Origin of the sequence: Luteimonas deserti, assembly GCF_013425765.1 — a bacterium.
In the GTDB taxonomy this organism is placed as follows: Bacteria; Pseudomonadota; Gammaproteobacteria; order Xanthomonadales; family Xanthomonadaceae; genus Luteimonas; species Luteimonas deserti.
The window spans coordinates 236,850-249,651 of record NZ_JACCJZ010000020.1 but is presented as its reverse complement, the minus strand read 5'-3'; the positions used below and the strand labels follow the sequence as shown (position 1 = coordinate 249,651).

The window sequence follows — 12,802 nt, the reverse complement described above, 5'->3', positions numbered from 1 at the left end:
CGGACTGGACGGCTCTAACGGTAGCTGTGTTCGGGCCCGGGAAAACTGCCGTCGCGCACGGCCGCGACATAGGCGCGCACCGCGCCGTCCACCGAGCCGCCCTCGGCGAGGAAGTCGCGCACGAAGCGCGGCCGACGATGGCCGCTGTCGAGGCCCAGCATGTCGTGCAGCACCAGCACCTGGCCGTCGCAGTCGGGGCCGGCGCCGATCCCGATCGTCGGCACCGGCGACGCCGCGGTGATGGCGGCGGCCAGCGGCGCCGGCACACCTTCGAGCACGATCAGCGCGGCGCCCGCCTCGGCGATCGCGTGCGCTTCCACGCGCAGCGCCTGCGCCGCCGCATCGCCCCGTCCCTGCACCTTGAAGCCACCGAAGCGCAGCACCGACTGCGGGGTCAGGCCCAGATGCGCGCAGACCGGGATCTCGCGCTCGACGAGGAAGCGCACGACCTCGCACTTGTTGGGGGTCGCGCCCTCCAGCTTGACCATGCCGGCACCGGCCTGCAGCAGGCGCGTGGCGGCATCGAGCGCGCGCTCGGGCGTCGCGTCGGCCTGGAACGGCAGATCCGCGATCACCAGCGCGCGGCGCACCCCGCGGGCGACGCAGGCGGTGTGATAGGCGATGTGGTCGACCGTGACCGGCAGTGTCGATCCGTGTCCCTGGATGACCATGCCGAGGGAATCCCCGACCAGCAGCAGGTCCACACCCGCGGCATCAAGGACGCGGGCGAAGCCGGCGTCGTAGGCGGTCAGCATCGCGAGGCGGCGCCCAGCAGCGCGCGCCTCGAACAGGGCCGGCACGGTCACGGGCGCAATGGGGGCGGGGGCGGATGTACTCATCGCCCTAGCCTAGCGCTTCGACGCCGTCACCATCCACGCGCGCCAGTGCATCCGCGGCGCGGCCGACCCCGGGAATCACCGCATCCGGATCCAGCTCGAGCAGCGGAACCAGCGCGAACGCGCGCACATGCAGGTGGGGATGCGGCACGGTGAGCTGCGGCAGTTCGATGCGCGCGTCGCCGTAGAGCAGCAGATCGAGGTCGAGCGTGCGCGGACCCCAGCGATCGCGGCCGTCGTCGGCGCGTCGGCGGCCGAACGCCCGCTCGAGCCTGAGCAGCAGCTCGAGCACGGCCGGTGCTTCGAGTGTGGTCTGCGCCGCCACCACCGCATTGACGAAGTCCGGCTGTTCGGTCAGTCCCCACGCCGGCGTGCGGTACAGGCGCGAGCAGCGCACGCCGTCGAGGACCGGCTCCCGGGCCAACCGGCAGGCGGCGTCGCGCACGGTGGCCGCCGCGTCACCGAGGTTCGCGCCCAGCCCGATATGGATCGCGGTGCTCACGACAGACGATCGCCGGCGGGGCGCCTACTCCGCAGTCGCGGTCCGCCGCCGGCGGCGTCTGCGCCGCGGCGCGGGGCTCTCGCCGCCGTCCTCGTCCGCCGGATACAGGGCGATGGCGTGGTCCGGATCCCGCTGGGCCTCGTCCCAGAACGCCACGTCTTCCGAATGCCCCTCCGAGGCCGCTTGACGCAGCACGAGGAAATCGAACGCGGCGCGGAAGCGCGGATGCGACAGCATGCGGGTGACCCGCTTGCGCTGGCGCTGCGGAAAACGCGCCTGCAGCAGCCAGATCTCCTGCATCGGCAGGGAGAAACGACGCGGCAGGGCCACGGTGGACAGCTGGTGCAGGGTCACCCGGTCGGCTGCACGACGCTGGGCGTCGACGGGTTGCACGCCTTCGGCCTGGAGCTTGATCATCGCGCGGCAGTAGGCCGGCCACAGCAGCGTGGCGAACAGGAACGCCGGCGACACCGGCTCATCGGCGGCCACCCGGGCGTCGGTCGAACGCAGGCCGGCGAGCACCATGGTGCGCAATGCACCGCTGCGGTTGCTCTTGAGGGCGGCGGCCGTCTCGGGGAACAACGCGGCGAGCAGGCCGTGCCGTTCCAGCGCCTCGAAACTCGCGACCGCATGGCCGGAGAGGAACATCTTCAGGCACTCCTCGAACAATCGCGCCGGCGCCGCTTCGCCGAGCAGGCCCGCCAGGCGCGGCAGCGGTTCCGCGGTTCCGGGCTCGATCGTGAAGCCCAGCTTGGCGGCCAGCCGCACCGCGCGCAGCATGCGCACCGGATCCTCGCGGTAGCGGGTATCGGGATCGCCGATCAGGCGCAGGACGCGGTTTTCCACGTCCTCGAACCCGCCGACGTAGTCGCGCACGGAAAAGTCCGCGATCGCGTAGTAGAGCGCGTTGGCGGTGAAGTCGCGGCGGATCGCGTCGTCCTCGACGGTGCCGTAGACGTTGTCACGCAGCAGGCGCCCCCCGTCGTGGACCTCGCGGTCGCCGCTGCCGTCGTCGACGTTCGCGCGGAAGGTGGCGACTTCGATGATCTCCCGGCCGAACACGACATGAGCCAGGCGAAAGCGCCGGCCGATGAGGCGGCAGTTGCGGAACAGCGCCTTGACCTGCTCGGGCGTGGCGTCGGTCGCGACGTCGAAGTCCTTCGGCGCGAGACCGACGAGCACGTCGCGCACCGCCCCGCCGACCAGATAGGCGGCGTGGCCGGCCTCGTGCAGCCGGTAGAGCACACGCAACGCGCTCTGGCTGATCTGTCGTCGGGAGATCGAATGCTGGTCGCGCGGAATGATGCGAAAGTCCGCGGGCGGAGTGGGTGTCACGTTGTCCATCAAGATGAAAATTTTCCAAAAGGTAGCCGTTGCGGCACCCGCAAGACTGCTATACTAGCAAGCTGCACACGCCTATCGGCGCTTGCAGACCGGTCGTCCAACCGGTCGCCGTTCGCGGCGTACATCGCTCCCTTCGTCTAGAGGCCTAGGACGTGGCCCTCTCAAGGCTAAAACACGGGTTCGAATCCCGTAGGGAGCGCCATTTCCGAAAACAGGTCCGCGCGAGCGGGCCTTTTTTCATGTCCGGCTCGGGGGATGAAGCGACACAGGCGACCGGGCGCCGCGGCGTGCTGTCGCTCGCCTGCGAAGCGCCCCGGCCAGCATGTCGCTTCCGATCCGACCACCGGTGCACGGGCACGGCCGCGACGAGGCCCGCCGACGGGGACGCTGCGCACTGCGGCTTCAGATGCGAACGCTTCGCACAGCCGGACGACCGCCTGCCGTACACTCCCCCGCCTTCGCATCGCTCACGAAAACCTCATGCCGTTCGTCGTCACCGAAAACTGCATCAAGTGCAAATACACCGACTGCGTCGAGGTCTGTCCGGTCGACTGTTTCCACGAGGGGCCCAACTTTCTGGTCATCGATCCGGACGAGTGCATCGACTGCACGCTGTGCGAGCCGGAGTGCCCGATCAATGCGATCTATCCGGAAGACGATGTCCCCGCGGGTCAGGAGGCCTTCGTGGCTCTGAATGCCGAGCTGTCGCGCGCCTGGCCGGTGATCACCACCCGCAAGGACGGGCTGCCCGACGCCAAGGACTGGGAAGGCAAACCCGGCAAGCTGCCTCTGCTCGAACGCTGAGGCGCGCCCGAATGCGAAACGGGCGCCGAGGCGCCCGCTTCACAGTGCATCGATGACGCGGGCGGCTCAGCCCGCGAGTGCGCTCCGGAGCGTCGCGATCAGGCGCTCGACCGCTTCTCCGGTCGCGGCCATGCCACGCGGATCCACCGCGGAGACGACCGTGCCGCCCTGCCCCGACGCGACCCGTACCAGCACCTGCGTGCCGGCGTAGCTCACCTCGTAGGTGCCGAGCGCCTGCGAACGGCTCGTCACGCCAGCGCCCTCGATCCCGGCCAGCGCCTCGCCGACCCGCGCGAAGACGGCATCGCGCTCACCGGGGACGGTGAAGGCGACATTCGACGGTGCCGTGACCGCAGGCACGGTGCCCGAACGGGTCACCGACCCGGTGCCGGGCGGCAGCGCCATCGCGCCGTCGGTGCGGGGCAGATCCAGATCCGGCGGCACTTCGAGCGGCCGGCTCTCGGGACTCTGCGCGTACAGGGCGTTGTCGCGCTTGAGCCAGCTGCAACCGCTGGCGCCGGCGACGACCACCGCGAGCACGGCGATGCCCAGCGGGCGGTAAAAGAACGGGATTGGACGCATCGGTGCGGGTCTCCTGGGGAATCAGGCGGCGCGTGCGCGGCAGGACGCTTCGAGGTCCGCCGCAAGTCGCGCCGCATCGTCGGCCGCGGCAGTGTGCGCCGTGGCCAGTGTGGTGAGCGGAAGGCGCAGCCCGTGGCCGAAGCCTTGGCGCGCGAGAACCGCCTTGACCGGAATCGGGTTGGGTTCGATTCCGGAAAAGTGATGGATGGACTCCAGCCGGCCGTTCCAGGCCCAGGCCTCGTCGGTGCGACCCGCCCGGGCAAGATCGCACAACCGGCGGAACGCTGCCGGCACGATGTTGGAGACGACCGAGATCGTCCCGTCGGCGCCGGCCAGCATCGCGCGGGCGGCGGTCGGGTCGTCGCCGCTGAGAACCGCGAATCCCTCGTTCCGGAGCGTGAGCAGTGCCTGCATCCGCTCGGGCGCGCTGTGCGCCTCCTTGATCCCGCCAATGCACGGGTGCGTGGCCAGCGCGGCAACGGTCTCAGGCGCCATGTCGGTCCCGCTGCGTCCGGGGACGTTGTACAGAATCACCGGCACGTCGGATGCATTCGCGACGGCGCGGTAATGCGCCAGCAGCCCGGCCTGCGTGGGGCGCACGTACGGCGGGACCACCACCAGGGCCATGTCGGCACCGAGCGCAGCCGCCCGGCGCGTCGCCGCGATGGTCGCGGTGGTCGCGCTGTGGCCCGTACCCGCGAGCACCGGCACGCGCGCGGCGACGAGCTCGACGGCGCTTGACACCAGCCAGTCGTACTCGGCGGCCTCGAGCATCGCGGCCTCGCCGGTCGAGCCGGCGACCACGAATCCCTGCGTACCCGCCTCCAGCTGCGACTCGAGCAGCCGCTTCCATGCAGGACGATCCAGATCGCCACTGGCGGTGAACGGGGTGGCGAGTGCGGTGATGCTGCCGGATAGACGCAAGGCGGAAGGTCCGTGGACGAGTAGAACGGCGTTGCGCGGCCGGTGAGGCGGCGCGTGACGCGCGAAATGGCGCGGAAATCGGGTTCCGATGTTACTTGCGGCTGCGAAGTACCGGCAAGTATGCTGCCCCGGATGCCCGCGGCCGGCGGGCTCCCCGTTCACCCTTGCTGTGGCACCCGGCTGCCGTTGCCCCACCGTCTTCCGTCGCGGACCCCGCCTTGACCGATACCGATCCCGCTTCCCGTCCGTCGCCGAACGAGAACTACCTGCTCATCAACGCCTACACCACGCATCCGGCCTCGCCGCTGCTGTCGGTGTCGCGGCGCATTGCCGACAGCGGCTGCAATCTGGTCGATACCCGGCTCTCCACCGTGGGGCGCGACGTCTCGGTGACGGCGCTGGCCAACGGGCCCTGGGACGCGGTCGCCAAGCTCGAGGCCATGCTGGCGCGGCTGGAGCGCGAGGAGGATCTCAAGCTGGTGTGGTACCGCACCGGCCCCAAGCCGGTGCAGTCGAACCTGTTGCCGTACGTTGTGGAGGTGGTGGCCGCCGACAAGCCGGGCATCCTGTTCCAGCTGGCCGACTTCTTCGACCGTCAGGGCATCACGATCGAAAGCCTGCACTCGTCACGCTACCGGGCGATGCAGACCGGTGCGGACATGTTCTCGGCCCAGGTCACCATCGGCATCCCGTCCAACATGCACATCGCCGCCCTGCGCGACGACTTCCTCGAATTCTGTGACCACCTCAACCTCGATGCGATCATGGATCCGATGAAGTTCTGATGCCACCGCGTGCGCTTGCGCTTCCCCGCAGGCGCGCGCATTGTGATCCGGCCTGTCGCAAAGGAACGCCCGTTCGCACGATGAGCGGAACCCGCACGAAGCTCTCCGAGGCCACCCTGCAGCTGCCGCTGACGCTGTCGGGCGGTGCCAGCGCCACGCTGGCCGACCACGCCGGACGCTGGCTGGTCCTGTATTTCTATCCCAAGGACGCCACGCCCGGTTGCACCACCGAGGGGCTGGACTTCAACGCGCTGCTGCCCGAATTCGCCGCGCTCGATGCCGACGTGATCGGCGTGTCGCGCGATTCGGTGCGCGCCCACGACACGTTCCGCGCCAGGCAGGGCTTCGCCTTCGCGCTGGTGAGCGATGCGGACGAGGCGCTGTGCCGCGCATTCGACGTGATCCGCGAAAAGAACATGTACGGCCGGACGGTGCTCGGCATCGAGCGCAGCACGTTCCTGATCGATCCCGATGGCCGCATCGCGGCCGAATGGCGCAAGGTGCGCGTGCCGGGCCACGCCCGCGCCGTCCTGGACGCCCTGAAGGCCGCAACGTCCCAGTGACGATGCCCGATTTCACGCCTGCTCGCCGCGCCCCCCTTGGGGTGCCGGCGATGCGGCCGTGCGCCCGAGTTCCACGCGACGCCGCGACGTCGCCCCCTCTCCATTCTTCCGGACATCCCACATCCCGATGATGACCCAAGGCAAGCGCGTCTACGTACTCGACACCAACGTTCTGATGCACGATCCCACCGCGCTGTTCAAGTTCGAAGAGCACGATGTCTATCTGCCGATGCAGGTGATCGAGGAACTCGACAACGGCAAGAAAGGCACCAGCGAGGCCAGCCGCAACGCGCGTCAGGTCAGCCGCTTCATCAACGAGCTGATCGAGGCCGCCGGCAGCGATGCGATCGCCTCCGGGCTGCCGCTGCGCCGCCCGCAGGGCCTGCAGTTGCGCGGCGCCCAGAGCGTGGGCTGCCTGCGCTTCCAGACCACCGTGCCGGCCGAGGATCCCGCGTCCTTCGGCGCGGTCGCGCCCGACAACCGCATCCTCGGCGCGATCCTCGACCTCGTGCGCAGCGAGCCGGAGTTTCCGGTGGTGTTCGTATCCAAGGACATCAACCTGCGCATCAAGGCGGCCATCGCCGGCATACCGAACGAGGACTACGAGAACGACCGCGCGCTCGACGATTTCAGCCTGCTCTACACCGGCGCCACCGCGTTGCCCGAGGATTTCTGGGCGCGGCACGGCAAGGACCTGCGCTCCTGGACCGATCGCGGCCGCACGTTCTACGAGCTGGCCGCGGACGAGGAGGACGGCTGGCACCCGAACCAGTTCCTCTACCTGCCCGGCGACGAGGAGTCCGAGTTCCGCGTCGTCGGCGTGGAGAACGGGCGCGCGACGCTGCAGATCGTCGATGATTTCCGCCACAACCAGCATGCGGTGTGGGGCATCCTCGCGCGCAACCGCGAGCAGAACTTCGCGCTCAACGCGTTGATGGATCCGGAGATCGATTTCGTCACCCTGCTCGGCACCGCCGGCACCGGCAAGACCCTGCTCGCACTCGCCGCGGGCCTGGCGCAGACGATGGACCAGCAGCGCTATCGCGAGATCATCATGACCCGCGCGACGGTCAGCGTCGGCGAGGACATCGGCTTCCTGCCCGGCACCGAAGAGGAAAAGATGACGCCGTGGATGGGCGCGCTGACCGACAACCTCGAAGTGCTCACCCACAACCAGGACGGTGGCAGCTGGGGCCGCGCGGCGACCAACGACCTGCTGGCCTCGCGCATCAAGATCCGCTCGATGAACTTCATGCGCGGGCGCACGTTCCTGTCGCGCTATCTGATCCTCGACGAGGCGCAGAACCTCACGCCCAAGCAGATGAAGACCCTGGTCACGCGCGCGGGTCCCGGCACGAAGATCGTGTGCCTGGGCAATGTCGAGCAGATCGACACGCCCTATCTCACGGAAACGACGTCCGGCCTCACCTACGCGGTGGACCGCTTCAAGCACTGGGCGCACAGCGCGCACATCACCTTGCGCCGGGGCGAGCGCTCGCGCCTGGCCGACTTCGCTTCCGAGGTGCTGTGACGGGGGATCGCGCGGCGTGATCGACGCCGGCGCAGGCGGCGCGAGACCCGCGTGCCTCGCACCGGGTCGCGCGCGGCATGGATGAGCGGTTGCCGCGCTGGACCGTGGTCGGCGCGGCACTGCTCGCCTGCGTGGCGGGGATGGTCAACGTGGTCGGCTATCTGGGCTTCGAGTACCAGGCCCTGAGCCACCTCACGGGGACGACCAGTCTGCTCGGCGCGGCGCTGGTGCACGGCGACCCGGGCTCTGCAGCCCACCTGCTGGCGGTCGTGCTCGCGTTCTGCGCGGGCGCCACCGTCAGTGGACTGGTCCTGCACGACGACGCGCTGCGCCTGGGCCAGCGTTACGGCGTCGCGTTGACACTGGAATCGATCCTGCTCGTCGCAGCGGTGCCGGTGTTCCACGTCGCCCCGGTGCCCGGCGCCCTGCTCGCGGCAATGGCCTGCGGCCTGCAGAACGCGATGGCGACCACCTACAGCGGCGCGCTGGTGCGCACCACGCATCTGAGCGGCATGTTCACCGACCTCGGGCTTGGACTGGGCCACCGGCTCCGGGGCCGTCCTGTCCCCGCACGGCGGCTCGCCCTGAGCGCACTGGTCATCGCCGGCTTCTTCGCCGGGGGGCTCGGAGGTGCCTGGCTGTTCTCACGCATCGGATACCACGCACTTCTTCTGCCCGCGGCGCTCACCGGCGCAACCGGGCTGGCCTACCTGGCGTATCGCCGGTGGCGCCGCGTGTCGGCCCGCCCGCGGGGCTGAGGCGTCGCGCCGTCCCCGGCGCGGCAGGCACAATGGGCGCATGAGCCCGTACCCGACTCGCGTCATCTCCGTCCTCACCATCGCCGGCTCGGATTCCGGCGGCGGCGCGGGCATCCAGGCCGATCTGAAGACCTTCGCCACGCACGGCGTGCATGGCCTGTCGGCGATCGCCGCTCTGACCGCGCAACACACCCGCGGCGTGACCGCCGTGCATGCGCCCCCGCCCGCCTTCCTGCGAGCCCAGATCGACGCGTGTTTCGACGACTTCGATATCCGTGCGGTCAAGATCGGGATGCTCGCCACCACGGATGTGGTGTCGGAAGTGGCCGATGCCCTCGACGCCCATGGCGGGGTGCCGCTCGTGCTCGACCCGGTGATGATCGCCACCTCCGGCGCCAAGCTGCTGGACGACGATGCACTGGATGCGCTCCGTCGCCGTCTGGTCCCGCGCGCCACGGTGCTCACGCCGAATCTCCCCGAGGCCGAACTGCTGCTGGGCGCAGCGATCGTCGACGGCGCCGCCGCCGACAGCGCGCTCGATGCATTGCGCGCACTGGGTGCACAGGGCGTCTTGCTCAAAGGCGGCCACCTCGCCGAGGGCGACCACGTGGTCGACCGCTATCGCGATGCCACGGACGGGTTCGTCCATCGCGCTCCACGCCTGGCGATCGACGGCCATGGCACCGGGTGCACGCTGTCGTCGGCGATCGCCGCGCGCATCGCGCTGGGCGACACGGCCGCCGAGGCCTGCCGCGCGGCTATCGACTACGTGCATGCGGCCATGCGTGGCGCGTATCGCCCGGGCCGCGGCGAGGTGAGCGTGCTCGCGCATTACGCGGCACGTCCTGCGTGACGGTGCAGCCCCGTCTGGACGCGGTGGTCGCCGGGGACGGGCACCGGTTCGAGCTGATCGCGCGCGTTCCGGACGACGCCCGTCGGACACTGCTCTGGCTGCCTGCAATGGGCGTCCCGGCGAAGCACTACCTCCCCTTCGCCGAACGGCTGGCCGCGCGCGGTATCGCGGTGGTCCTGCACGAATGGCGGGGCATCGGATCGAGCGCCCTGCGCGCCGGACGCGGCGTGGACTGGGGCTATCGCGAGCTGCTCGAGCTGGACATCGCCGCCAGCGAGCGTTGGGCCTCGACAATCGCAGGCGACGTGGCGCGGGTGATCGGTGGCCACAGCCTCGGTGGCCAGCTGGCCTGCTGCCGGCTCGCGATCGAACCGGGGGCCGCGCAGGCCCTGTGGCTGGTGGCGAGTGGCGCACCGTACTGGCGCGGCTTTCCGCCTCCGCAGCGCTACGGACTGCCTCCGCTGTACCGCTTCATGGCCTGGCTTGCGCGCACGCGCGGCGTGCTGCCGGGCCGCCGCCTGCGCTTCGCGGGAAACGAGGCGCCCGGCGTGATCGCTGACTGGAGCCGCACGGGCCTGACCGGCCGCTACGCAGCCGCCGGTCTCGGGCTGGATCTGGAAGCGGCATTGGCGCGGGTCGATGTGGACGTGCGCGCAGCCTGTCTCGAGGCGGACTGGCTGGGCCCGGCGTCGTCGTTGCAGGTGTTGTTGGACAAGCTCGACACGCGCAGATCGCCCGCAATCGGGTCGTTCGACGCGAACGCGCTGGGCGTGCGGGCCGACCACTTCGCGTGGATGAGCCGGCCGGACATCCTCGCGGCGTGGCTGGCAGGCGATGGCTGAGGCGCTGGGACGCGCGCGACGTCCGCTACACTGCGCCGGCCCTGCTTTCCGGTGACCGAAATCAATGACCGCAGCCCTGCCCGCACGTGACGACATCCGCATCGCGGTGATCGGACTCGGTTACGTCGGCCTGCCGCTCGCGGTGGCCTTCGGACGCAAACACGCCACGCTCGGCTTCGACATCGACCGCGACCGCATCGACGGCCTGCGGGCTGCCCACGACCACACCCGCGAACTGTCGGCAGACGAGCTGCACGCGGCCTCGCGTCTTCGCTACAGCGACGACGCCGCCGCGCTCGCGGACTGCAACGTCCACATCGTCACCGTGCCGACGCCGGTCGACGCCTACAAGCGCCCGGATCTCTCCGCGCTGGAGAGCGCCAGCCGCGCGGTGGGGGCTGCGCTCGGCGCGGGGCATGTGGTGATCTTCGAGTCGACCGTATATCCGGGCGCGACCGAGGAAATCTGCGTCCCGATCCTCGAACAGGCATCCGGACTCCGCTTCCGCGAGGATTTCCACGTCGGCTACAGCCCCGAACGCATCAATCCCGGCGACAAACAGCATCGGCTCGAGAACACGCTGAAGGTGACCGCGGGCTCGTGCCCCGCCTCGGCCGGATTCGTCGACGCGCTGTACCGCGACATCATCGAAGCCGGCACGCATCGGGTATCGAGCATCCGTGTGGCAGAAGCCGCCAAGGTGATCGAGAACACCCAGCGCGACGTCAACATCGCACTGGTCAACGAGCTCGCCCTGATCTTCGAGCGCCTCGGCATCGACACCCATGAAGTTCTCGAGGCGGCCGGCACCAAATGGAACTTCCTGCCTTTCCGGCCGGGACTGGTCGGCGGGCACTGTATTGGGGTCGATCCCTACTATCTCACCCACAAGGCCCAGGCGATCGGCTATCACCCCGAGGTCATCCTGGCCGGCCGCCGCATCAACGACAGCATGGGCCTGCACGTCGCCCAGCGCGTGGTCAAACTGATGCACCAGCGCGGCCTGCAGACCGCCGGCGCGCGCGTGCTGGTCCTCGGTCTGGCGTTCAAGGAGAACTGTCCGGACCTGCGCAACACACGGGTGGTCGACGTGATCGCCGAACTGCGCAGCTACGGCGTGGAGGTCGATGTGCACGACCCATGGGTGGCACCTGCCTATGCCCAGGCCGAGCATGGACTCTCGCTGGTGGACACGCCGGAGCACGGCCGCTACGACGCGATGATCCTGGCGGTACCGCATGCGCAGTTCGTCGCCCTCGGCAGCGCGGGAATCCGCGGCTACGGCAAGCCCGGCGCCGTGCTGTTCGACGTCAAGGCGGTTCTGGCCGAGGCCGACGCGCGACTCTGAGCCGGCCCGGCGCGAGACACGGCTGTCGCCGCCCGCGCCAGCCCCCGAGCGGCGACGTGTCCACCGGACATCTGGAATCGCGTTGACATCCAACCTCCGGCGCGCAGCCGGGCGCGTACACGCGTGGCCGGAGGCAGCCCGATTTCACAGGCAGCGCGTGACCGTGTCGCAAGGCGCCGGCATTCGCCCTGTCGCCACAACGGCATTGGACGCGCGTGCGGCCGCAGCGCAGGCCCGCCGTGCGCGAAACGACGTCAGCGCGGCATGGCCGAGCGCAGCCCCGAACGCCGCGCCATTCTCGACCTTCCCCGTGCCGTCGGCACGAACCGTGGCATCTCCGTCGCGCAAGCTCCATGGCGATGCACATGCGCCTGAGATGCGGCAGACCGGGATGTCGACGAAGCGTCCGCAGGCGCCGGCTTCGCATGCGGACCATCGGCGTGACCGAGGACCCAGCGGCGGCCGCAGGCGACGCGATCGCACGCCGCACGGATGCAGCCAGGGCAGCGGTGCGCGCCGCGCCTGCGCGACACCGCACGCAACAAAAAAGCCAGCGAGGGATCGCTGGCTTTCCTGAGTGTTCTGGCGCGCCCGGAAGGATTCGAACCTCCGACCCCCAAGTTCGTAGCCTGGTGCTCTATCCAACTGAGCTACGGGCGCGTGGAACAGAAGCGGAATTTTGCAGAAGAACGAACATTTCGTCAACCGCTCTGCCGAATTTATTTCGATGATTCCGCGAGGAAAAACGACCTAAACCGACAGTGGCGGAGAGTGAGGGATTCGAACCCTCGATGGAGTTTTAAGCCCCATACTCCCTTAGCAGGGGAGCCCCTTCAGCCACTCGGGCAACTCTCCGAAGCAACTCGTCGAATGCATCGGCATCCGGCGAGCTGCGAAGGATACCGGGTCACCTCGCCTGCGGCAAATCCTCTGTCGCCTCGGCGTGCTCGTCGGCACCTTCGCGGTGGATCCGCTGGTAGATCTCCTCGCGATGCACGGCGACATCCTTGGGGGCATTGATGCCGATACGCACCTGGTTGCCCTTGACGCCGAGCACGGTCACGGAGACGGAGTCCCCAATCATCAGCGTCTCCCCGACGCGGCGGGTCAGAATCAACATAGAACTCTCC

14 protein-coding genes and 3 tRNA genes are annotated in these 12,802 nt (G+C 69.4%); 9 read left to right on the top strand and 8 right to left on the bottom strand.

All coding sequences use genetic code 11. The features are described 5' to 3' along the window. Positions 1-14 precede the first annotated feature (14 nt). From panB to pcnB, 3 genes are read right to left on the bottom strand one after another with little or no spacing between them, the layout of a single operon-like run. Entirely contained in the window at positions 15-839 is an 825-nt protein-coding gene (gene panB, locus H0E82_RS13710; RefSeq protein WP_180546003.1) for a 3-methyl-2-oxobutanoate hydroxymethyltransferase, read from the bottom strand. A gap of 4 nt (positions 840-843) precedes the next feature. Beyond that, complete coding sequence (folK, locus tag H0E82_RS13705) at positions 844-1,338, bottom strand: 2-amino-4-hydroxy-6-hydroxymethyldihydropteridine diphosphokinase (protein WP_180546002.1); 495 nt, start codon at positions 1,336-1,338, stop codon at positions 844-846. Positions 1,339-1,362: 24 nt separating this feature from the next. Continuing rightward, a complete protein-coding gene (pcnB, locus tag H0E82_RS13700) occupies positions 1,363-2,682 on the bottom strand; it encodes a polynucleotide adenylyltransferase PcnB (protein ID WP_180546001.1) in 1,320 nt (439 codons plus the stop codon). Positions 2,683-2,808: 126 nt separating this feature from the next. On the opposite strand from pcnB, the gene H0E82_RS13695 reads away from it, so the two are divergent. Continuing rightward, positions 2,809-2,884, top strand: a tRNA-Glu gene (locus tag H0E82_RS13695). A 278-nt stretch (positions 2,885-3,162) separates the two neighbouring features. Beyond that, positions 3,163-3,486 carry a ferredoxin FdxA gene (fdxA, locus tag H0E82_RS13690; protein ID WP_180546000.1) on the top strand — a complete coding sequence of 108 codons (324 nt, stop codon included), beginning with the start codon at positions 3,163-3,165 and terminating at the stop codon, positions 3,484-3,486. 66 nt (positions 3,487-3,552) lie between these two features. Here fdxA and H0E82_RS13685 read toward each other — a convergent pair whose 3' ends face one another. Next, entirely contained in the window at positions 3,553-4,068 is a 516-nt protein-coding gene (locus tag H0E82_RS13685; protein ID WP_180545999.1) for a hypothetical protein, read from the bottom strand. Between the two features lie 21 nt (positions 4,069-4,089). Further along, positions 4,090-4,992, bottom strand: a complete 903-nt coding sequence (gene dapA, locus H0E82_RS13680) for a 4-hydroxy-tetrahydrodipicolinate synthase (RefSeq protein ID WP_180545998.1) — start codon at positions 4,990-4,992, stop codon at positions 4,090-4,092. A gap of 218 nt (positions 4,993-5,210) precedes the next feature. Between dapA and H0E82_RS13675 the strand changes: the two genes are divergently transcribed. The 7 genes from H0E82_RS13675 to H0E82_RS13645 all read left to right on the top strand — a co-directional run bounded on the left by H0E82_RS13675 (position 5,211) and on the right by H0E82_RS13645 (position 11,672). Then, the gene (locus H0E82_RS13675; protein ID WP_180545997.1) at positions 5,211-5,777 is read left to right on the top strand and encodes a glycine cleavage system transcriptional repressor; all 567 of its coding nucleotides are present in this window, start codon (positions 5,211-5,213) and stop codon (positions 5,775-5,777) included. Positions 5,778-5,857: 80 nt separating this feature from the next. Then, positions 5,858-6,340 (top strand): peroxiredoxin, encoded by a 483-nt coding sequence (locus tag H0E82_RS13670; protein ID WP_180545996.1) that lies wholly within the window; start codon positions 5,858-5,860, stop codon positions 6,338-6,340. Positions 6,341-6,470: 130 nt separating this feature from the next. Continuing rightward, entirely contained in the window at positions 6,471-7,871 is a 1,401-nt protein-coding gene (locus H0E82_RS13665; protein ID WP_180545995.1) for a PhoH family protein, read from the top strand. A gap of 77 nt (positions 7,872-7,948) precedes the next feature. Then, positions 7,949-8,629, top strand: coding sequence for a YoaK family protein (locus tag H0E82_RS13660; protein ID WP_180545994.1), 681 nt, complete (start codon positions 7,949-7,951; stop codon positions 8,627-8,629). Between the two features lie 40 nt (positions 8,630-8,669). Next, entirely contained in the window at positions 8,670-9,482 is an 813-nt protein-coding gene (gene thiD / locus H0E82_RS13655) for a bifunctional hydroxymethylpyrimidine kinase/phosphomethylpyrimidine kinase (RefSeq protein ID WP_180545993.1), read from the top strand. After that, a complete protein-coding gene (locus H0E82_RS13650) occupies positions 9,479-10,324 on the top strand; it encodes an alpha/beta hydrolase family protein (RefSeq protein WP_425600347.1) in 846 nt (281 codons plus the stop codon). The genes thiD and H0E82_RS13650 overlap by 4 nt, the downstream gene beginning before the upstream one ends. Positions 10,325-10,388: 64 nt before the next feature. Further along, complete coding sequence (locus H0E82_RS13645) at positions 10,389-11,672, top strand: nucleotide sugar dehydrogenase (RefSeq protein WP_328797039.1); 1,284 nt, start codon at positions 10,389-10,391, stop codon at positions 11,670-11,672. A 583-nt stretch (positions 11,673-12,255) separates the two neighbouring features. Here the strand turns inward: H0E82_RS13645 and H0E82_RS13640 are convergent. From H0E82_RS13640 to csrA, 3 genes are all read right to left on the bottom strand, one after another. Continuing rightward, positions 12,256-12,332 (bottom strand) — tRNA-Arg (locus tag H0E82_RS13640). Positions 12,333-12,434: 102 nt separating this feature from the next. Next, positions 12,435-12,527: transfer RNA gene (locus tag H0E82_RS13635), tRNA-Ser, on the bottom strand. A 52-nt stretch (positions 12,528-12,579) separates the two neighbouring features. Continuing rightward, complete coding sequence (gene csrA, locus H0E82_RS13630) at positions 12,580-12,792, bottom strand: carbon storage regulator CsrA (protein WP_180545992.1); 213 nt, start codon at positions 12,790-12,792, stop codon at positions 12,580-12,582. Positions 12,793-12,802: the final 10 nt, after the last annotated feature.